We start from the raw sequence: 19767 nt of genomic DNA, 5'->3' as shown, positions 1-19767 counted from the left end.
CAGCGTCCGGTGGAACCGGTGAGAGCCGGTCAGCGCCGGTGGAAGCCGGTGACAACGGGCGGAGTCCGGTGACAGCGGGCGGACGGACGGGCTGGAGGACGCGGGTGGCGAGGTCGTTGGCCAGGGCGAGGACGAGGAACGGTCCGGTCCCCGGTGAGGGGGCGGCGGCGGACGCGCCGAAGGAGCGCGGCTGGCTGTCGCGGCTGACGGGCTACTGCTGGCGCTACCGCGGCAGTGTGCTGCTGGCACTCGGCGCGTCGCTCGGCGGCATGGCGGTGACCGCGCTCGTCCCGCTGGTGCCCAAGCTGATCATCGACGACGTGATCGTCAAGCACGACAAGCCGCTCGCCCCGTGGGCGATCGTGCTGGTCGCGGCGGCCGTCGTCGTCTACGCCCTCACCTATCTGCGCCGCTACTACGGCGGCCGGCTCGCGCTCGACGTGCAGTACGACCTGCGCAACGAGATGTTCGGCTCGATCATGCGGCTCGACGGCCGCCGCCAGGACGAGCTGAGCACCGGCCAGGTCGTCGGCCGTGCCACCAGCGACCTCCAGCTCATCCAGGGCCTGCTCTTCATGCTGCCGATGATGATCGGCAATCTGCTGCTGTTCGTGCTCTCGCTCGTCGTCATGCTGGTGCTGTCGCCGCTGCTCACGCTGGTCGCGCTCGCGGTCGCCCCGGCTTTGTGGTTTATCGCCGACCGGTCGCGTAAGCGGCTGTTTCCCGCGACCTGGTACGCGCAGGGGCAGGCGGCGGCCGTCGCGGGCATCGTGGACGGCTCGGTCACCGGTGTGCGCGTGGTGAAGGGCTTCGGCCAGGAGCAGCAGGAGATGGACAAGCTGGAGACGGTCAGCCGCAGGCTGTTCGCCGGCCGGCTGCGGACGATCCGGCTCTCCGCCCGCTACAGCCCGGCGTTGCAGGCCGTGCCGTCCCTCGGCCAGATCGGCATGCTGGCGCTCGGCGGCTGGATGGCCACCCGCGGCCAGATCACCCTCGGCACCTTCGTGGCCTTCTCCACTTATCTCGCGCAGCTCACAGGCCCGGTCCGGATGCTGACGATGATGCTCACCGTCGGCCAGCAGGCACGGGCGGGCGTGGAGCGGGTCTTCGAACTGATCGACACCGAGCCGACGCTGACCGAGGGCACCAGGACGCTGCCCGCGGACGCGCCCGCCACCGTCGACTTCGAGGACGTCACCTTCGGCTACTCCGCCGACCGGCCGGTGCTCGACGGCTTCACCCTGAGCATCGCGCCCGGCGAGACCGTCGCCGTCGTCGGCTCCTCCGGCTCGGGCAAGTCCACCGTCTCCCTGCTGCTGCCGCGGCTGTACGACGTGACCGGCGGCGCGGTGCGGGTCGGCGGCACGGACGTACGGGAGCTGACCTTCGACTCGCTGCGGTCGGTGATCGGCATGGTCCCGGAGGACAGCTTCCTGTTCTCCGACTCCGTGCGCGCCAACATCCTCTACGGGCACCCGGACGCCACCGAGGAGCAGATGCTCGCGGCCACCCGCGCGGCGCAGGCGCACGGCTTCATCTCGGAGCTGCCGGACGGCTACGACACGGTCGTCGGTGAGCAGGGCCTGACCCTGTCCGGCGGGCAGCGCCAGCGTGTCGCGCTGGCCCGCGCGATACTCACCGACCCGCGTCTGCTGCTGCTCGACGACGCCACTTCGGCGGTGGACGCCCGGGTGGAGGCCGAGATCTTCGACGCGCTGCGCGAGGTGATGCGCGGCCGTACGACGCTGCTGATCGCGCACCGCCGCTCCACGCTGGCGCTCGCCGACCGGATCGCCGTCCTGGACGCGGGGCGGCTGGCGGACGTCGGCACCCATGAGGAGCTGCAGGAACGCAGCGCGCTGTACCGGGCGCTGCTCACCGACCCCGACGCGCTCGGCGCCGATGTGGTCGACCTGGATCCGGCGGGACTGGCCGCGGCGCGCGCCCGGGAGTGCGGGACTGCGGCGGACGGGCTCGACGGGTTCGACGGAATCGACTGCCCACTGGGGGAGGAGCACGGCGCGGAGTCCGCCGAGCATGCCGGGTCCGCTGTTTCCGGTGTTTCCGGCACGAACGGCGCCGGGATCACGCCGGAGCTGTGGCCCGCGGACCGGCGGGCGGCGGCCGAGGAGGACGCGCCGAGCGGTGCCGGCGCCGCGGCGGCGCCGCGGACTGGACCCGGCCCCGGGCCCGGCGGGATGGCGGGCGCGCTCGCGGGCATGCCGGCCACGCCCGATCTGCTCGCCAAGGTCGCGGCGCTGCCGCCCGCCGTGGACGTCCCGGAGGTGGACGAGGAGCAGGCGCGGACCGCCGACGAGAAGTTCGGGCTCGGCAGTCTGCTGCGCGGCTTCCGGACGCCGTTGCTGCTCAGCCTGGCGCTGGTGGCCGTGGACGCTGTCGCGGGGCTGCTGCTGCCGGTGCTGATCCGGCACGGCATCGACGCCGGTGTCCGGCAGGCCGCGCTGGGCGCGGTGTGGGTGGCCTCCCTGCTCGGCCTCGCCCTGGTGATCGCGCAGTGGGCGGCGGAATGGGGCTCGACGCGGCTGACCGGCCGGACCGGCGAACGCGTCCTCTACACGCTGCGCGTGAAGATCTTCGCGCATCTGCACCGGCTCGGACTCGACTACTACGAGCGCGAACTGACCGGCCGGATCATGACCCGGATGACCACCGACGTGGACGCGCTGTCCACCTTCCTCCAGACCGGCCTGGTCACGGCCCTGGTCAGCGTCCTCACCTTCGTCGGCATCCTGGTGGCGCTGCTCGCCATCGACGTGCAGCTCGCGCTGATGGTCTTCGCGACGCTGCCGATCCTGGTGGCCGCCACCTGGGTCTTCCGCCGCAAGTCGGTCAAGGCGTACGAGCTGGCCCGCGAGCGGGTCGCCGTCGTCAACGCCGACCTCCAGGAGCACGTCGCGGGCCTGCGGATCGTGCAGGCGTTCCGCGGCGAGAAGCGCGGCGCGGAACGCTTCGCGCGACGCGGTGACGACTACCGTTCGGCGCGGGTGCGCGGCCAGTTCCTGATCTCGGTCTACTTCCCGTTCGTGCAGCTGCTGTCCAGCGTCGCCGCGGCGCTGGTGCTGATCGTGGGCGCGCACCGGGTAGGCGACGGGACGCTGACGGCGGGCGCGCTGGTGGCGTACCTGCTCTACATCGACCTGTTCTTCTCGCCCGTGCAGCAGCTCTCGCAGGTCTTCGACGGCTACCAGCAGGCGTCGGTGTCGCTCGGCCGGATCCGCGAGCTGCTGCGCGAACCCACCGCCACCCCGGCCGCCGCCCGCCCGCGGGAGGTCGGGCCGCTGCGCGGCGAGATCGCCTTCCGTGACCTGCACTTCCGCTACGGCGGCGACGGGGCCGAGGGCGCGGCGGCCACAGAGGCGCTCGCCGGGGTGAATCTGCGGATTCCCGCCGGGCAGACCGTCGCCTTCGTCGGCGAGACCGGCGCGGGCAAGTCCACGCTGGTCAAGATGGTCGCGCGCTTCTACGACCCGACCGCGGGCGCGGTGCTGGTCGACGGCACCGACATCCGCGAACTCGACCTCACCGGCTACCGGCAGCGCCTCGGCGTCGTCCCGCAGGAGCCGTATCTGTTCGCGGGCACGGTGCGCGACGCCATCGCCTACGGGCGGATGGACGCGACCGACGCCGAGGTCGAGGCGGCGGCGCGGGCGGTCGGCGCGCACGCGATGATCGCGACCCTGGAGGACGGCTATCTGCACCAGGTCGCCGAACGCGGGCGCAATCTGTCCGCCGGGCAGCGGCAGCTGATCGCGCTGGCCCGCGCCGAACTCGTCGATCCCGCCGTGCTGCTGCTCGACGAGGCCACGGCCGCACTCGACCTGGCGACCGAGGCCCTGGTCAACCAGGCCGCCGACCGGCTCGCCACCCGCCGTACGACGCTGGTCGTCGCGCACCGGCTGAGCACGGCGGCGCGCGCCGACCGGGTCGTGGTGCTCGACCACGGCCGGATCATCGAGGACGGTACGCACGATGCGCTGCTCGCCCGCGACGGCCGCTACGCCGAACTGTGGCGGACCTTCACCGGCGAGGTGCGGGCGGCGGCCTGACCGGGCCGCCGCCGTCCGGGCTTCAGTCGAAGGCGGGGTGCGCCGGGAGCCGTTCCTTCGGCACCTCGAACACCACCGTCAGCCGGAAGTCGGTGAAGCACTCCGGCGGCGGCTCCGGCTGCACGACATGGAGCCTGAGCGTGTCACCGGCCGCGAGCAGCGTCGCCGACGTGGCCGCGCTGCATCCGGTCGACACGGCCCAGCCGACCAGGACGGACCGCGTGAAGTCCGTCGCCGCCCCGCTCGCCGCGATCTTCGCCGCCGCCTGGGTGTCGGACGTCGCCACGGCCTCGGCGAAGTCCTGCACCTCGCCCCGGTCGTGCAGCACCTCGTGCGTCTCCCGCGGCGCCCTGACCGACGTCGAGAAGTACACGACCCGCTCCGCGACCGACCCCGTGACCGGCGTGGCCGCGTCGCTCGTCTGCGGCGCCTCCGTCGTGGAGGTGGGAGCGGGGGCGGAGGTCGCGGTCCCGCTCACGGACGGCGGCGCGCCGTCCGTACGGTCCCGGCGCGGTCCGTCGTCCGCGGTCCCGCTGCCGCAGGCGACACCGCCCAGGACCAGCGCCACCGCCAGCACCACGACCGGGCTCGCCTTGCGCGGATTCACCGTCAGCATGCCCCTCCGACGCGCCCGGACCCCGACCGGTTCCGTACGACTGCGGCTGCGGCTGCGGCTGCGGCTGCGGCTGGGGTCGCGGTCGCGCCTGCCGGCGCGGGCGCCGGTCACCGGCCGGCGCCGGACGCGCCGGGCCCGGCCGCCCAGTGCGAGCGCAGCGCGGTGACGGCGGCCACGATGGACGGCCTGCGCGCGGCCCCGGTCCGCCACAGCGCGAACAGCCGCCGCACCGGAGCGGGCTCCAGCCGTACCACCGCCACCCCCTCGGGCACCGGGCCCCGCCCCAGCCTCGGCACCAGCGCGATTCCGAGCCCTGCCTCCACCAGCGCCAACTGGGTGCCGTACTCGCCGACCTGGAAGGCCATGTCCGGCTCCGTCCCGGCCTCCCGCAGCGTCCGCACCAGCCAGTCGTGGCACACCGACCCCGGCCGCTGGCAGATCCACCGCTCGTGCGTCACGTCCGCCCGCGTCAGTGACGTCCGACCGGCCAGCCGGTGCCCGGCCGGCACCAGCACATCGCACCGGTCGTCGCCGATCACCGCCCGCTCCAGCCCTTGCGGCACCGGCAGGGGCGCGATGTCCCAGTCGTGCGCCACCGCCACGTCCACCGCGCCCTGACTCACCAGGTCCACCGACAGATGCGCGTCCACCTCCTGCAAGCGGAGTTCCAACGTCGGGTGCGCTGACGTCAGTTCGGCCAGCACCCCGGGCAGCAGCCCGCACGCCGCCGTCGGGAAGGCCGCCAGCGTCAGCCGCCCGGTGGGCCGCCCGCGCTGCTCCTCCAGCGTGACCTCGGCCGCCTCCACGATCGACATCAACCGCTGCGCCGTCTCCACCAGCAGGTGCGCCGCGTCCGTGAGCGCCACCCCGCGCCCGTGCCGCTCCAGCAGCACCGAACCGGTCTCCCGCTCCAGCTTGGAGATCTGCTGCGACACCGCCGACGGTGTGTAGCCCATGGCCTGGGCCGCCGCGACCACCGACCCGTGGGTGTGCACCGCGTGCAGCGCCCGCAACCGTCCCAGGTCCAGCACGGCGCTCAGGCCGAGTCGGCCAGCAGCCGGGACAGGTGCTCACGCCCCGGGCCGAGCAGCCCCGGCAGCTCCGCCGCCTGCGGATACCAGCGCTTCTCGTACTCCCAGCACAGCCAGCCGTCCCAGTCCTCCCGGCTGAGCACCTCGACCGTCTCGGCCAGCGGCAGCACCCCGGAACCCAGCGGCAGCGGCGTCGTATCGGCGGCCGAGGCGATGTCCTTGACCTGGACATAGCCGAGGTACGGCGCCAGCGCCGGATACGTCGTGGACGGCTGCTCGCCCGCCAGCCAGGTGTGCATCAGGTCCCAGATCGTCCCGACCCCCACGTGCCCGACCAGGCCCAGCACCCGGGCGACGTCGGCGCCGCCGCGGTGCGAGTCGTGCGTCTCCAGCAGCACCCGCACCCCGAGGTCGGCGGCCACCGGCGCCACCGCCGCGAGCCGGCGGGCGGCGATGACGTCCGCCTCCGGCGTGGGCAGTTCCCCGCCGCCGGGGAACACCCGCACGTAGGACGCGCCCAGGTCCGCCGCGAGCGTCATCGCCGCACCGATCTCGTCGAGCACCGGCTGATCGTCACCGGGCGCGGCCACCTTGGCGTAGGCGGCCACGGTGAGGATCTCCACCCCGGCCTTCCCGAACCGCTCGGCCACGTCCGCGCGTTCGGCGGCCGAGAGACCGGGGTGGACCGGCTCCTCGTCGCTCGCACGCAGTTCGACACCGTGGAAACCGTGGTCCGTCGCGAGCCGCACCACCTGGTCGATGGGCAACGCGGGGACGCCGAGGGTGGAAAAGGCGAGTTTCATTCGCCGGACACTAGGCACCGGTTCCGGCTCGGTCAACCGCCTTTGATGTCCCGCCGGCGGTCCCGCCCGCGCCCCGCGGACAGCGTTCAGGACCTCACGATGCCCTGCGCCCTGGCCGCCTTCAGCCAGTCGGGGAACTCGGCCATGAGCTGGTCGTACAGCCGCTCGTCGGATATCGTCCGCGGGTTCTTGCCCGCCGCGAAGAATCCGGCGTTGTCCACCACCCGTTTGGCGGGCACCGGCAGTCCGTCCAGCCGCCGCAGGAAACGGAATTCGTCATTGCCGAATCCGACGAACTGCCAGAAGATCGGCAGCCGCGCGGCCCGGCACAGCACCTCGATCGCCGCGCCCTTGTTGATCGGGCCGCCGTCGGTCTGGAAGACCACGAAGGCCGGCGCCGTCGCCCCCGACTGCTCGTAGTGGGTGATGACCGCCTCCATGGCGGCCGCATAATTCGTCCTGCCCATATGGCCGTACGCGTCGTTGAGCTTGTTGATCCGCCCGCCGTACTGCGTCAGCGAGACCTCGTCCACCCCGTCGACCTCGGTGGAGAAGAACACGACGGGCACCGTGCCGTCGTCGTCGAAGTGGGCGGCGAGCCCCAACGTCTGTTCGGCGAGATACTGGACCGTGCCGTCGTTGTAGAACTCCCGCATGCTGCCCGATCGGTCGAGCACCAGATAGACCGCGGCGCGTTCGCCGGACAGCCGGTGCTTGTCCAGGCTCACCGCCGCCTGCTTGTACAGGCTGATCAGACCGGGCGCGGTCTGCTCCACCTTCTGCATGGAAATGGCCATGGAATCCCCCTCGGAAATCGCGGCGCCGTCCCCTACAGCGCCATGTGCCAGTCCTGTCCCACGAGTTCCCGTCCGAAGCTGTGATGCCGCTTCTCCGCGACGAGTTCGAATCCCGCGCGCTGATAGATCGCTCGGGCGCCGGCCAGTATGTCATTCGTCCACAGGACGAGTTCGGTGTACGCGGCGGTGCGGGCGAACGCGATGCATTCGTCCACCAGCCGCCTGCCTATGCCGTGTCCCCGTGCGGCGGGATCGACCAGCAGCAGCCGCAGTCGGGCGGTGTCCGGTTCCTTGTTGCGCACGCAGAAGACACAGCCGGCCCGCTGCCCGTCGAGCTCCGCTATCCACACCGCCTCCCGCTCCGGATCGCGGGTGGCCGCGAAATCGGCGACGATCTGCGCGACCAGCGCTTCGTACTCCTCGTTCCACCCGAACTCGTCCGCGTACACCGTCGCGTTGCGCTCGATGACCCACCCCAGATCGCCGGGGCGCGGTCCGCGCAGCACCACCCGTGGTGGCATGGGCGTACCGCCACCGTCCTCGCCGTCGCGCAGTATGTCCCGCACCGTCCGCATCGCTTCGGACAGGCGTGACCTGTCCTGCGGCCGTATCCGGGCGAGCAGCGAACCGACGGCTTCCTCCGACCGTTCCTCCAGCAGCGCGGCGGCTTCCCGGCCGTGTGCCGTCAGCTCTATCCGCTGCCGGCGCGCGTCGCGCTCGGACGGGCCGCGCGTGACCAACTGCCGTTCCTCGAACTTGGCCAGCATCCGGCTGAGATGACCCGCGTCGAGCGACAGCTCCACCCGCAGGTCGGCCGCGTCGGTGCACGGCGCGTGCGCCAGCTCGTACAGCACCCGCGCCTCGGTGAGGGTGAACGGTGTGTGCAGGTGACGGCTGTAGTCCAGCGCGCCGATCAGGTTGGTGTAGAAGCGGTTGAATTCGCGGATCTCCCGGACGGCCATGATCATTCCCCCATTACCTTTGCCTGAGTCAAAGGTATGCCGCCGTGAAGTCCCGGCGGAAGCCCCCGCCGAAACCTGTGGATAACTTCGGCCGACCCCGGATCCGGCGGGGTTCAGGCGGGATCAGGCGGTCCGCACCGCGGGCGGTGCGGTCGAGCCGCGGACCATCAGCTCCGTCCCGACCGTGGCGACCCCGCCCGGCGGTGGCGCCAGCCGCCCCATCACCAGCTTTCCGGCCCGCGCTCCGGCCTCCTGCAGGGGAATCCGGACGGTCGTGAGCGCGGGGGAGACATCGGCGCTGAACGGCAGATCGTCGAATCCGGCGACCGACACATCGCCGGGGATGCTCAGTCCCCGGTCCCGCAGCGCCGCGCACACCCCGAGCGCCACCGTGTCGTTGGCCGCCACGATCGCGGTCAGCTCCGGTTCGCGGCGCAGCAGTTCGAGCGCGGCGTCGTAGCCGGACGCCCGGTCGTACGTGCCGTGTACCGTCAGCCGCTCCGCGTACGCCTCCGCGTCCGGTCCGAGTGGCCGGTCGGAGACGGCGAGCGCCGCGCGATGGCCCTCCAGCCGGTGCCTGGTCGTGCTGCGCTCGACGGGCCCGCTCACGTAACCGATCCTGCGGTGGCCGAGCGAGAGCAGGTGCTCGGTGAGCCGGCGGGCGCCGCCGCGGTTGTCGAACGCGACGGTCGCCGGGGCGATCCCGCCGTCGGGCAGGGTGAGCGGCGGCCTGCCGCACAGCACGATCCGGGTGCCGGACGCGGCGAGCCGGGTGAGCCGCGCGGTGACCGCGGCCGTGTGCTCGGCGCTCTCCACCGCGCTCCCGGTCAGGACGACGCCGGCCGCGCGCTGACGTTCGAGCAGGGTGAGATAGGTGAGTTCGGCCTCGGGCGACCCGCCGGTGTTGCAGACCACGGCGAGTTTGCCGCCGCCCGGCTCGGCGCCCGCGCTGATCTCGGCCTGGACGGCGCTGGCGATGAGCCCGAAGAAGGGGTCGGCGACGTCGTTGACGAGGACGCCGACCAGATCGGAGGTGGCGGCGGCGAGCGCCCGTGCCTGGCCATTGACGACGTAGTCCAGCTCGGCGACCGCGCGCCTGACCCGTTCCCTGGTACCTCCGGCGACCGGGTAGTTGCCGTTCAGGACACGCGAGACGGTCGCCGAGGACACTCCGGCGCGGGCCGCCACATCGGCCAGAGTCACTGCCATCTCGGTCCGGTCCTCCTGTAGGGGTGGGTGGCCCGCGAGCGGCACCGGCGCCGTAACCGCGCCCCGCCCGCCGGGCCACATGCTCTCACCTCGCGGGCGCGAGAGGGACCGGACCGAACGGTGCGTGCGGGACGCGAGCCGAGGACGCCGCGGGAGAAAGCGCTTACTCCCGCATCCTGGTGCCTCTTGTCGAAGCCCGGTTGCGGCAGCTAGCGTGCCTTGAGGGAAAGCGCTTGCTGTCATCAATAACGTCGGCATCGACATCGACATCAGCGACGTGCGGCACATGCGACGGCAGCGCGCCTTCCCCACTCCCGGCAGCGACGAGAGGACTTGTCACCGTGACACGCAGGACAGTGCGGATCGCCATGAACGGCGTCACCGGGCGGATGGGATACCGGCAGCACCTTGTGCGTTCCGTCCTGAGCCTGCGCGAACAGGGCGGACTCGACCTCGGGGACGGCAGCACCCTGTGGCCGGAGCCGATCCTGCTGGGCAGGCGGGAACACGCGCTACGGGCCATGGCGGAGCGGCACGGCATCGAGCACTGGTCGACCGACCTCGACACCGTCCTCGCCGACCCGTCCGTCGACATCTACTTCGACTCCCAGGTGACCGCCGCCCGCGAGGACGCGCTCAAGGCGGCGATCGCGGCCGGCAAGCACATCTACTGCGAGAAGCCCACCGCCACCTCGCTGGACGGCGCACTGGACCTGGCCAGGCGCGCCACCGCGGCCGGGATCAAGCACGGCGTGGTGCAGGACAAGCTCTTCCTGCCGGGCCTGCTCAAACTCAAGCGGCTCATCGACGGCGGCTTCTTCGGCCGGATCCTGTCCGTGCGCGGCGAATTCGGCTACTGGGTCTTCGAGGGCGACTGGCAGAGCGCCCAGCGCCCCTCCTGGAACTACCGGGCAGAGGACGGCGGCGGCATCGTGGCCGACATGTTCCCGCACTGGGAGTATCTGCTGCACGAACTGTTCGGCCGGGTCCGTACCGTCCAGGCCCTGGCCACCACGCACATCCCGCAGCGCTGGGACGAGAAGGGCAAGCCCTACGACGCGACCGCAGACGACGCCGCCTACGGTGTCTTCGAACTCGACGGCGGCGCTGTCGCGCAGATCAACTCCTCCTGGGCGGTGCGCGTCAACCGCGACGAATTGGTGGAGTTCCAGGTGGACGGCACCCACGGCTCCGCGGTCGCCGGCCTGCGCGAATGCCGGGTGCAGCACCGTTCCGCCACACCCAAGCCGGTGTGGAATCCGGATCTGCCGGCCGGCGAGTCCTTCCGCGAGCAGTGGCAACCGGTGCCGGACAACGCCGACTTCGGCAACGGTTTCAAGGTCCAGTGGGAGCTTTTCCTGCGCCATGTCGCACTCGACGAGCCGTGGCGGTGGGACCTACTGGCCGGTGCCCGTGGTGTCCAGCTCGCCGAACTGGGCCTGCGCTCCTCCGCCGAGGGACGCCGCTTCGAGGTGCCGGAGCTGACCCTGTGAGCATCCTGCTGCCCACCGCGTCCGGTGAAACGCGCATCTATGTGCCGCGTTCGGAATCCGTCACCTATGCGGCGGATCTGCCGCTGCGCAGCCGTGTCGTCTTCTCCGCCGCCCATGTCGTGGCGGACCCGCTGCGCACGGCGGCGGACGCGCCCGCCGCCGTCGACTGGGACGCCACGCTCGCCTTCCGCCGCCATCTGTGGGCGCACGGTCTGGGGGTCGCGGAAGCGATGGACACCGCACAGCGCGGCATGGGCCTGGACTGGACGGGCGCGGCCGAGCTGATCCGCAGGTCGGCGGCCGAGGCGCGTTCGGTGGCCGGCCGTATCGCCTGCGGTGTCGGCACCGACCAGCTCACCGGTCCCGCCGCCACGCTCGACGAGGTCGTGGCCGCCTACGAGGAGCAGTTGGCCGTCGTCGAGGAGACCGGCGCGCAGTCCGTTCTCATGGCCTCCCGCGCGCTGGCCGCCGTCGCCAAGGGCCCCGAGGACTACCTGGAGGTGTACGGGCGGCTGCTTCGCCAGGCGGCTGAACCGGTGATCCTGCACTGGCTCGGCCCGATGTTCGACCCGGCGCTCGCGGGCTACTGGGGCAGCGACGACCTGGACTCCGCGACCGCGACCTTCCTCGACGTGATCGCCGCCCACCCGGACAAGGTCGACGGCGTGAAGATCTCGCTCCTGGACGCCGGACGCGAGGTCGAACTGCGCCGCAGGCTGCCCAAGGGGGTGCGCTGCTACACCGGCGACGACTTCAACTACCCGGAGCTGATCGAAGGCGACGAACAGGGCTTCAGCCACGCCCTGCTCGGCGCCTTCGACCCGCTCGCGCCGCTGGCGTCGGCCGCCGTCAGCGCCCTGGACACCGGGGACACCGCCGGATTCCGCCGGATCCTCGACCCCACCGTCGAACTGTCCCGGCACCTGTTCCAGGCGCCCACGCGCTTCTACAAGACCGGTGTCGTGCTGCTCGCCTGGCTGGCGGGCCACCAGTCGCACTTCACCATGGTCGGCGGTCTCCAGTCGGCCCGTTCCCTGCCGCATCTCGCCCGCGCCTACGAACTGGCCGACCGGATCGGGCTGTTCCCCGACCCGGGTCTTGCCGAGGCCCGGATGCGCGGCCTGCTCGCGGTGCACGGAGTGGACGCGTGACCGCGCCGACCGGCCGCGACCTGGCGCGGCTGAGCATCAACCAGGAGACGGTCAAGCAGTGGTCGCTGCCGGAACTGGCCGAGGGCTGCGCCGCCGCCGGCATCGGCGCGGTCGGTCTGTGGCGGGCACCGGTGCAGGAGTACGGCCTCCGGCGCGCCGCGCGCCTGATGCGGGACCACGGGCTCACGGTGACGTCGCTGTGCCGTGGCGGATTCTTCACCGCCACCGATCCGGGCGGGCGTGCCGCGGCCCTGGACGACAACCGCGCGGCGATCGACGAGGCGGCGGAATTGGAAACCGGCACCCTGGTGCTGGTCTCCGGTGGCCTGCCGCCCGGCGACCGGGACATCGCCGCCGCCAGGGAGCGGGTCGCCGACGCGATCGGCGAACTGGCGCCGTACGCGGCCGAGCGGGGTGTGCGCCTCGCGATCGAGCCCCTGCACCCGATGTTCGCCTCCGACCGGTGCGTGATCTCCACCCTCGGCCAGGCACTGGACATCGCCGAGCGCTTCCCCGCCGACCGGGTAGGCGTCGTCGTCGACACCTACCACCTGTGGTGGGACGACCTCGCGCCCGCACAGATCGTCCGGGCCGGGGCGGGCGGCAGGCTCGCCTGCTTCCAGGTCGCCGACTGGGTGACGCCGCTGCCCGAGGGCGTCCTGCTGGGGCGAGGACAGCTCGGCGACGGCTGCGTGGACCTGCGCGGACTGCGCGAGCAGGTGGACGCCACGGGCTTCCGCGGACCCGTGGAGGTGGAGATCTTCAACGCCGCTCTGTGGGCCAGGGACGGCGCCGAACTGGTCGCCGAGATCGCCGATCGGTACGTGCGGCACGTGCTCTGAAAAAAACTTCGGAGATTGCGCATCACGCGTACAACCCTTTCGGGGGGTGGGCGGTCTTACTGGGCATCACGGCTCCTGGGAGGGGTTTCAGGGAGCCAAGAGGGAAATGCGCCCGAGGGGGGCTTCGGGGGTAGTAGGGGGGAACACGAATGAGGTCCGGCCTGGTGCCGGACCTCTTTCGTATGCCTGTGCGGGCACTGTGGGCGCCGTGTGGGAGGCGCCGCACACGATCCGGAGGCCCCCGCTCACCCCGCCCGGCGGATCACTTCGTCCGGCGGGCCCGCCGCGCCAGGACGGTCGCCACCACGGGAATCAGCATTTCCAGTGCCCCGGTGACGGCCGCCACCGGCAGGCCCGTCCGCTTGGACACCGCGCGGGCGGTCGGCGCGCTCGCCTTGCGCAGCACCGTGGCGAGCAGACCGCCGCCCATGCCCGCGCCGAGCCCGGCGAAGCCGGCGACTCCGGTCATCGGCTCCGGTTCGTCGGCGGCCTGCTCCAGCGCCTGACTCAGCTCGGCCGTCCCGCCGGGCGTCACTGCCTCGTCCGTGATCACACCGGTCAGCGAACCGACCGAGGCGCCCACGAGCTGCCGCGCCCCGTCCGCGTCCGTGCCGAGCCGCTCGGCCATTTCCTGGAGCCGCTCGTCACCCAGCTCGGTCAGCACTTCGTCCTGCAGCGGTCGGTCGCTCATGTGGCGCACGCTATGCCGAGGGGCGCACGGCGGCTCCCGGAGCGCGGCCGAACGCGTGACGGCCCCCGGCCGTGCGGCGTTGTCCACAGGGGGAGTTGCCTGCCGGAGGAGTTGTCCACAGGGCGGAAACGGGGTGTCCGTGCCGGGCGGTACCTTCGGAACAGATCACCGCGGGGAACACCGGGAAGGGAGGCCGGGCCATGGGGGAGTCGGGGCTTGCCGTGCTGGACGGCGTCCTGGAACGGATCACGTACGCCAATGAGGACACCGGGTACACGGTCGCGCGAGTGGACACCGGGCGCGGCTCGGGGGACCTGCTGACGGTCGTCGGCGCGCTGCTGGGGGCGCAGCCGGGGGAGTCGCTGCGGATGCACGGCCGCTGGGGCTCGCACCCGCAGTACGGCAGACAGTTCACCATCGAGCATTACACGACGGTGCTGCCGGCCACGATCCAGGGGATACGCCGCTATCTGGGCTCGGGGCTGATCAAGGGCATCGGACCGAGGATCGCCGAGCGGATCGTCGACCACTTCGGCACCGACACGCTGGAGATCATCGAGGGGGAGCCGAAACGGCTCGTCGAGGTGCCGGGCCTCGGGCCCAAGCGCACCAAACTGATCGCCGCCGCATGGGAGGAGCAGAAGGCGATCAAGGAGGTGATGGTCTTCCTCCAGGGCGTGGGGGTCTCCACCTCGATCGCGGTGCGGATCTACAAGGGGTACGGGGACGCCTCGATCTCCGTGGTGAAGAACGAGCCCTACCGGCTGGCCGCCGAGGTCTGGGGCATCGGCTTCCTGACCGCGGACCGGATCGCACAGGCGGTCGGGATACCGCACGACAGCCCGGAGCGGGTGAAGGCCGGACTGCAGTACGCCCTGTCGCAGGCCACCGACGGCGGCAACTGCTATCTGCCGCAGGAGCGGCTGATCGCGGACTCGGTGAAGCTGCTCCAGGTGGACACCGGGCTGGTGATCGACTGCCTGGGCGAGCTGACGGACGAGGAGGGAGTGGTCCGGGAGGACGTGCCGTCGCCCGACGGCGGGGACGATCGGGTCAAGGCCGTCTATCTGGTGCCCTTCCACCGCGCGGAGATATCGCTCGCGGCCCAGCTGGTGCGGCTGCTGCGCGGCCCCGAGGACCGGCTGCCCGCCTTCCGGGACGTGGAGTGGGACAAGGCGCTGGCCTGGCTGGCGACCAGGACCGGCGCCGACCTCGCCCCCGAGCAGCAGCAGGCGGTGCGGCTGGCGCTGACCGAGAAGGTCGCCGTCCTCACCGGCGGCCCCGGCTGCGGGAAGTCCTTCACGGTGCGCTCGGTGGTGGAGCTGGCGCGGGCGAAGAAGGCCAAGGTGGTGCTGGCCGCCCCGACCGGCCGGGCCGCCAAGCGGCTGGCGGAGCTGACCGGCGCCGACGCCTCGACCGTGCACCGGCTGCTGGAGCTGAAGCCGGGCGGCGACGCGGCGTACGACAAGGACCGGCCGCTGGACGCGGATCTGGTGGTGGTGGACGAGGCGTCGATGCTGGACCTGCTGCTGGCCAACAAGCTGGTGAAGGCCGTGCCGCCCGGCGCGCACCTGCTGCTGGTCGGCGACGTGGACCAGCTGCCGAGCGTCGGTGCGGGAGAGGTGCTGCGCGACCTGCTCGCACCGGACAGTCCCGTCCCCGCGGTGCGGCTCACCCGGATCTTCCGGCAGGCCCAGCAGTCCGGGGTGGTGACCAACGCGCACCGGATCAACTCCGGTGTCCCGCCGGTCACCCAGGGGCTGCCGGACTTCTTCCTGTTCGCCGAGGACGACGCGGAGGAGGCGGCCCGGCTGACCGTGGACGTGGTGGCCCGCAGGATCCCGGCCCGCTTCGGCCTCGACCCGCGCCGCGACGTCCAGGTGCTCGCGCCGATGCACCGCGGCCCGGCCGGCGCCGGTGTGCTCAACGGGCTGCTCCAGCAGGCCGTCACCCCGGCCCGGCCCGACCTGCCGGAGCGCCGCTTCGGCGGCCGTACGTTCCGGGTCGGCGACAAGGTCACCCAGATCAGGAACAACTACGAAAAGGGGGCGAACGGCGTCTTCAACGGCACGGTCGGCGTCGTCACCGCTCTGGACACCGTCGAGCAGCGCCTGACCGTCCGCACCGACGAGGACGAGGAGATCCCGTACGACTTCGACGAGCTGGACGAGCTGGCCCACGCGTACGCGGTGACGATCCACCGTTCGCAGGGCAGCGAGTATCCGGCGGTGGTGATCCCTGTCACCAACAGTGCCTGGATGATGCTGCAGCGCAACCTGCTCTACACGGCCGTGACCAGGGCGAAACGCCTGGTCGTACTGGTCGGCTCGCGCCGTGCGATAGGGCAGGCGGTGCGGACGGTGTCGGCGGGAAGGCGCTTCACGGCTCTCGACCACCGGCTGTCCCGAGGCGCAAAATAGGCACTGAGTGCCACCTTTCGGCCCGATGGCCGACCCCGAGTGCACACGCCAGTGCCAAATGGGGGACAGTGGACCTCGTCAGGGCACCTCGAAGAAGAGGCAACACCGTCGGTGAGGGAATGACGTGAGCGACAAGTCTGTAGTACTGCGGTATGACGACGGCGAATACAGCTACCCGGTGGTCGACAGCACCGTCGGTGACAAGGGCTTCGACATCGGCAAGCTGCGCGCCGACACCGGCCTGGTCACTCTGGACAGCGGTTACGGCAACACCGCGGCCTACAAGTCCGCGATCACCTTCCTCGACGGCGAGCAGGGCATCCTGCGCTACCGGGGCTACCCGATCGAGCAGCTCGCCGAGCGCGGAACGTTCCTTGAGACCGCCTACCTGCTGATCAACGGCGAACTGCCGACGGTCGACCAGCTGGCGGAGTTCAAGGGCGAGATCACCCAGCACACCCTGCTGCACGAGGACGTCAAACGGTTCTACGACGGCTTCCCCCGTGACGCCCACCCGATGGCGATGCTGTCGTCCGTGGTGAGCGCGCTGTCGACCTTCTACCAGGACAGCCACAATCCGTTCGACCCCGAGCAGCGCCACCTCTCCACGATCCGGCTGCTCGCCAAGCTGCCCACCATCGCGGCGTACGCGTACAAGAAGTCCGTCGGCCAGCCGGTGGTGTACCCGCGCAACGACCTCGGCTACGTCGAGAACTTCCTGCGCATGACCTTCTCCGTGCCGGCCGAGGAGTACGACCTCGACCCGGTCGTGGTCAGCGCCCTCGACAAGCTCTTCATCCTGCACGCCGACCACGAGCAGAACTGTTCGACGTCGACGGTCCGGCTGGTCGGCTCCTCGCAGGCCAACCAGTTCGCCTCGATCTCGGCCGGCATCAGCGCGCTGTGGGGCCCGCTGCACGGCGGCGCCAACCAGTCCGTGCTGGAGATGCTGGAGGGCATCCAGGCGGACGGCGGCGACGTCGACTCCTTCATCCGCAAGGTGAAGAACAAGGAAGACGGTGTGAAGCTCATGGGCTTCGGACACCGTGTCTACAAGAACTTCGACCCCCGGGCGAAGATCATCAAGTCGGCCGCCCACGACGTCCTGTCGGCGCTCGGCAAGTCCGACGAGCTGCTGGACATCGCGCTCAAGCTCGAGGAGCACGCGCTCGGCGACGACTACTTCGTGTCGCGCAAGCTGTACCCGAACGTGGACTTCTACACCGGTCTGATCTACCGGGCCATGGGCTTCCCGACCAGCATGTTCACCGTGCTGTTCGCGATCGGGCGGCTGCCCGGCTGGATCGCCCAGTGGCACGAGATGATCAAGGAGCCCGGCTCCCGCATCGGCCGTCCGCGGCAGATCTACACGGGCATCGTCGAGCGCGACTACGTCCCGGTCGAGGCCCGCTGACGCGTGCGCGAGCGCCCCTGACAGAGCACAAGAAAGCGCCCCGCGCTGGATCCCCCCACGGGTCCGGCACGGGGCGCTCCCGTATCCCGGAACGGATCCCCCCACGGGTCCGACCGGGCGTCTTTCGGCGGCTGCGCCGTGCCGGGACGACTGCGGCCCGGGAGGGCCGCTCAAAGCTCCCCGGACATCGCCCCGGCGACGCATTCCGGGCCGTCCCCCAAGACAGCCCGTTCCGCAGCCCCCCACCGGCTCCGCCGGGAGCGCGGTGCTCAAGACATAAGACCCACGAACCACCGTAATGGTTACGTTCCAAGCCTTGTGATCTACGTCTCTTCGCTGAGGGGGCGTTTTCGCAGGCTACCCCGCTCGCGGCCGGAATGGGGCGATCCCGTAGCGTGCTGTCTCCTCATGAGGGGCGGAGCACATGGCACAGAACGGGTCAGCGGGCCGCAGCGTCGTCGTGACCGGCGGCGGTACGGGCATCGGCCGGGCGGTCTCGATCCGCTTCGCCGAGGAGGGCCACCGCGTCACGATCGTCGGCCGCCGCCGTGAGGTGCTGCACGCCACCGCCGAGGAACTGCGCCGCGACCGCGGCCTGGACGTCACCCCGGTGGTCTGCGACCTGGCGGACCCCGACGACGTCGAGGCGGCGCTCGACCACCTGCCCGAACGGGTGGACGTGCTGGTGAACAACGCGGGCAGCCGGGAGATGGCGGCCGGCACCGGCCCGCACGGCATGCTCGCCCGCTGGCGCGGCGATTTCGAGCGCAATGTGCTGACCGCGGTGCTCCTGACCGAATCGCTGCGGGACCGCTTCTCCGACACCGGCCGGGTCGTCACCGTGACGTCGGTGGCGGCGCTGCGCGGCGGCGGCTCGTACGGCGCCTCCAAGGCGGCCCTGCACGCCTGGAACCACTCGCTGGCGGCCCAGCTCGGCCCGCAGGGCGTCACCTGCAACATCGTGGCGCCCGGCACCGTGGCGGGCACCGAATTCTTCGGCTCCCGGCTCAATGACGCCGAGCTGACCCGGCGGGCCGGGCGCACCCTGGTGGGCCGGGTCGGCCGCCCCGCCGACGTGGCGGCGGCCGTGCTCTTCCTCGCCTCGCCCGAGGCGGGCTTCATCACCGGCGAGATCCTCCAGTGCAACGGCGGCGAGCTGCTCGGCCGCTGAGGGCTACTCCCTGGGGAGTAGCCGGACTGAGCCCTCAGGATGAATTCTCCTGGGAGCCCCTGGTGAATCCCCTGGTCCACCGGAAACCCCCTTGCCCCGCCCGGCGCACCGCTGTCAGTTTTGAATCCCGGGGGCGGGAAGAGGGGCGGTGGAATGGACGTTGCACTGAGTGTGTCGTCACTGGACTTCACCTCGGGTCTCGCTGAGTACTTGCGAGGTGGACACGTCTTCTGGGCGTACGCGGTGCTGGGGCTGACGACGGCTCCACCGCTCGTGCCCAACTCGGTGCTGCTCGTGACCGGCGGTGTGATGGCCGCGGAGGGCCATCTGAACATCGCCCTCGTTCTGCTGGTGGTGGCGGGCAGCGCGGCCCTGGGCGACCTGCTGATCCACCGCACCGGGCGCGCGCTCAGCGGCCGGGTGCTGACCCGCATGGAGCGCAATCAGCGCCGCGCGGCTCTGCTGAGCTGGGCCGCGCTGCGGATACAGCGGCACGGTGTGCCATTTGTGATCGGTGTCCGTTTCCTGCCCAGCGGCCGGATCGTGGGCGGCCTGGCGGCGGGTGTCGTACGGTATCCCGCCCGGCGGTACGCGATCGGCGCCGGTGTGGCCGAGGCGGTCTGGGCCGGGTATTCGGTCGGGGCCGGTTACTTCAGCGGCAAGGCCGCGTCCAACTCGTTCTTCGCGCTCACGCTGGGGCTCGGCATATCCGCGCTCGTCGCCGGGATCGGCACACTCGCGCAGTGGATCTCGCGAGCCAGGGACCGGCGCCGCCCGGAGCAGCGGGCCGGTGAGCGCGAGACGGCCCGGCCGCCCTCGATCGTGGTGCGGGCGTCGCTCGCGGGCGACAGTGCGGCGAGCGTGCCCCTCCAGGCCGCCGCGGCGACACCGGCTCCACCCGCAGCCCCTGCTTCCCCCACCCCGTCCGCCGGCTCACCGCCGGCCGGGCGGGGCGACTAGGGCGTGTCTTGTGGATCTTGCCGGGGTCGCGAGCCCTGGCACGCGCGCTCGCCGCGTTGTCGTCGGTCGACGACGCTCCGCGTCGCCTCCCTCCTCCGCCTTGCGATCACACGCACCAGACCCCGCTCCCTGATCCGGCC

General features: G+C 71.7%; 15 protein-coding genes. 8 read left to right on the top strand and 7 right to left on the bottom strand.

Annotated features, from left to right (window positions below; all coding sequences use genetic code 11):
- Window positions 1–194 precede the first annotated feature (194 nt).
- The gene (locus BM076_RS33265; RefSeq protein ID WP_245796626.1) at window positions 195–4067 is read left to right on the top strand and encodes an ABC transporter ATP-binding protein; all 3873 of its coding nucleotides are present in this window, start codon (window positions 195–197) and stop codon (window positions 4065–4067) included.
- A gap of 22 nt (window positions 4068–4089) precedes the next feature.
- On the opposite strand, the gene BM076_RS33260 is transcribed toward BM076_RS33265, so the two are convergent.
- The 6 genes from BM076_RS33260 to BM076_RS33235 form a co-directional block, all read right to left on the bottom strand.
- A complete protein-coding gene (locus tag BM076_RS33260) occupies window positions 4090–4683 on the bottom strand; it encodes a hypothetical protein (protein WP_093717499.1) in 594 nt (197 codons plus the stop codon).
- Between the two features lie 107 nt (window positions 4684–4790).
- Window positions 4791–5714, bottom strand: coding sequence for a LysR family transcriptional regulator (locus BM076_RS33255; protein ID WP_093717498.1), 924 nt, complete (start codon window positions 5712–5714; stop codon window positions 4791–4793).
- Window positions 5715–5719: 5 nt separating this feature from the next.
- Window positions 5720–6517, bottom strand: a complete 798-nt coding sequence (locus tag BM076_RS33250; RefSeq protein WP_093717497.1) for a sugar phosphate isomerase/epimerase family protein — start codon at window positions 6515–6517, stop codon at window positions 5720–5722.
- Between the two features lie 86 nt (window positions 6518–6603).
- Window positions 6604–7314 (bottom strand): vWA domain-containing protein, encoded by a 711-nt coding sequence (locus tag BM076_RS33245; RefSeq protein WP_093717496.1) that lies wholly within the window; start codon window positions 7312–7314, stop codon window positions 6604–6606.
- 32 nt (window positions 7315–7346) lie between these two features.
- Window positions 7347–8276, bottom strand: a complete 930-nt coding sequence (locus tag BM076_RS33240) for a bifunctional helix-turn-helix transcriptional regulator/GNAT family N-acetyltransferase (protein ID WP_093717533.1) — start codon at window positions 8274–8276, stop codon at window positions 7347–7349.
- A 123-nt stretch (window positions 8277–8399) separates the two neighbouring features.
- Window positions 8400–9485 carry a LacI family DNA-binding transcriptional regulator gene (locus BM076_RS33235; protein ID WP_093717495.1) on the bottom strand — a complete coding sequence of 362 codons (1086 nt, stop codon included), beginning with the start codon at window positions 9483–9485 and terminating at the stop codon, window positions 8400–8402.
- Between the two features lie 341 nt (window positions 9486–9826).
- Here BM076_RS33235 and BM076_RS33230 point away from each other — a divergent pair, with 341 nt between their 5' ends.
- From BM076_RS33230 to BM076_RS33220, 3 genes are read left to right on the top strand one after another with little or no spacing between them, the layout of a single operon-like run.
- Complete coding sequence (locus BM076_RS33230; protein ID WP_093717494.1) at window positions 9827–10978, top strand: Gfo/Idh/MocA family protein; 1152 nt, start codon at window positions 9827–9829, stop codon at window positions 10976–10978.
- The gene (locus tag BM076_RS33225) at window positions 10975–12129 is read left to right on the top strand and encodes a dihydrodipicolinate synthase family protein (RefSeq protein ID WP_093717493.1); all 1155 of its coding nucleotides are present in this window, start codon (window positions 10975–10977) and stop codon (window positions 12127–12129) included. The genes BM076_RS33230 and BM076_RS33225 overlap by 4 nt, the downstream gene beginning before the upstream one ends.
- Window positions 12126–12971, top strand: a complete 846-nt coding sequence (locus BM076_RS33220; RefSeq protein ID WP_093717492.1) for a sugar phosphate isomerase/epimerase family protein — start codon at window positions 12126–12128, stop codon at window positions 12969–12971. The genes BM076_RS33225 and BM076_RS33220 overlap by 4 nt, the downstream gene beginning before the upstream one ends.
- A gap of 262 nt (window positions 12972–13233) precedes the next feature.
- Here the strand turns inward: BM076_RS33220 and BM076_RS33215 are convergent, their stop codons facing one another.
- Window positions 13234–13662: a DUF937 domain-containing protein gene (locus BM076_RS33215; RefSeq protein ID WP_093717491.1), complete on the bottom strand. Its 429-nt coding sequence runs from the start codon at window positions 13660–13662 to the stop codon at window positions 13234–13236.
- A gap of 200 nt (window positions 13663–13862) precedes the next feature.
- Between BM076_RS33215 and recD2 the strand changes: the two genes are divergently transcribed.
- The 4 genes from recD2 to BM076_RS33195 all read left to right on the top strand — a co-directional run bounded on the left by recD2 (window position 13863) and on the right by BM076_RS33195 (window position 19627).
- Window positions 13863–16082 carry an SF1B family DNA helicase RecD2 gene (recD2, locus tag BM076_RS33210; protein ID WP_093717490.1) on the top strand — a complete coding sequence of 740 codons (2220 nt, stop codon included), beginning with the start codon at window positions 13863–13865 and terminating at the stop codon, window positions 16080–16082.
- A 124-nt stretch (window positions 16083–16206) separates the two neighbouring features.
- Window positions 16207–17496, top strand: a complete 1290-nt coding sequence (locus BM076_RS33205; RefSeq protein ID WP_093717489.1) for a citrate synthase — start codon at window positions 16207–16209, stop codon at window positions 17494–17496.
- 424 nt (window positions 17497–17920) lie between these two features.
- Window positions 17921–18667, top strand: coding sequence for an SDR family NAD(P)-dependent oxidoreductase (locus BM076_RS33200; protein ID WP_093717488.1), 747 nt, complete (start codon window positions 17921–17923; stop codon window positions 18665–18667).
- A 153-nt stretch (window positions 18668–18820) separates the two neighbouring features.
- Complete coding sequence (locus BM076_RS33195; protein WP_093717487.1) at window positions 18821–19627, top strand: DedA family protein; 807 nt, start codon at window positions 18821–18823, stop codon at window positions 19625–19627.
- The last annotated feature ends 140 nt before the right edge of the window (window positions 19628–19767 follow it).

The organism is Actinacidiphila alni, assembly GCF_900112845.1.
In the GTDB taxonomy this organism is placed as follows: Bacteria; Actinomycetota; Actinomycetes; order Streptomycetales; family Streptomycetaceae; genus Actinacidiphila; species Actinacidiphila alni.
This window is presented reverse-complemented; position numbering and strand designations above follow the sequence as displayed.

What these genes read in the sequence shown, in the direction of transcription:
- BM076_RS33260 (WP_093717499.1), bottom strand. Translation starts at nt 4,683, where the DNA reads ATGCTGACGGTGAATCCGCGCAAGGCGAGCCCGGTCGTGGTGCTGGCG.
- BM076_RS33250 (WP_093717497.1), bottom strand. Translation starts at nt 6,517, where the DNA reads ATGAAACTCGCCTTTTCCACCCTCGGCGTCCCCGCGTTGCCCATCGAC.
- BM076_RS33245 (WP_093717496.1), bottom strand. Translation starts at nt 7,314, where the DNA reads ATGGCCATTTCCATGCAGAAGGTGGAGCAGACCGCGCCCGGTCTGATC.
- BM076_RS33240 (WP_093717533.1), bottom strand. Translation starts at nt 8,276, where the DNA reads ATGGCCGTCCGGGAGATCCGCGAATTCAACCGCTTCTACACCAACCTG.
- BM076_RS33235 (WP_093717495.1), bottom strand. Translation starts at nt 9,485, where the DNA reads ATGGCAGTGACTCTGGCCGATGTGGCGGCCCGCGCCGGAGTGTCCTCG.
- BM076_RS33215 (WP_093717491.1), bottom strand. Translation starts at nt 13,662, where the DNA reads ATGAGCGACCGACCGCTGCAGGACGAAGTGCTGACCGAGCTGGGTGAC.
- recD2 (WP_093717490.1), top strand. Translation starts at nt 13,863, where the DNA reads ATGGGGGAGTCGGGGCTTGCCGTGCTGGACGGCGTCCTGGAACGGATC.
- BM076_RS33200 (WP_093717488.1), top strand. Translation starts at nt 17,921, where the DNA reads ATGGCACAGAACGGGTCAGCGGGCCGCAGCGTCGTCGTGACCGGCGGC.
- BM076_RS33195 (WP_093717487.1), top strand. Translation starts at nt 18,821, where the DNA reads ATGGACGTTGCACTGAGTGTGTCGTCACTGGACTTCACCTCGGGTCTC.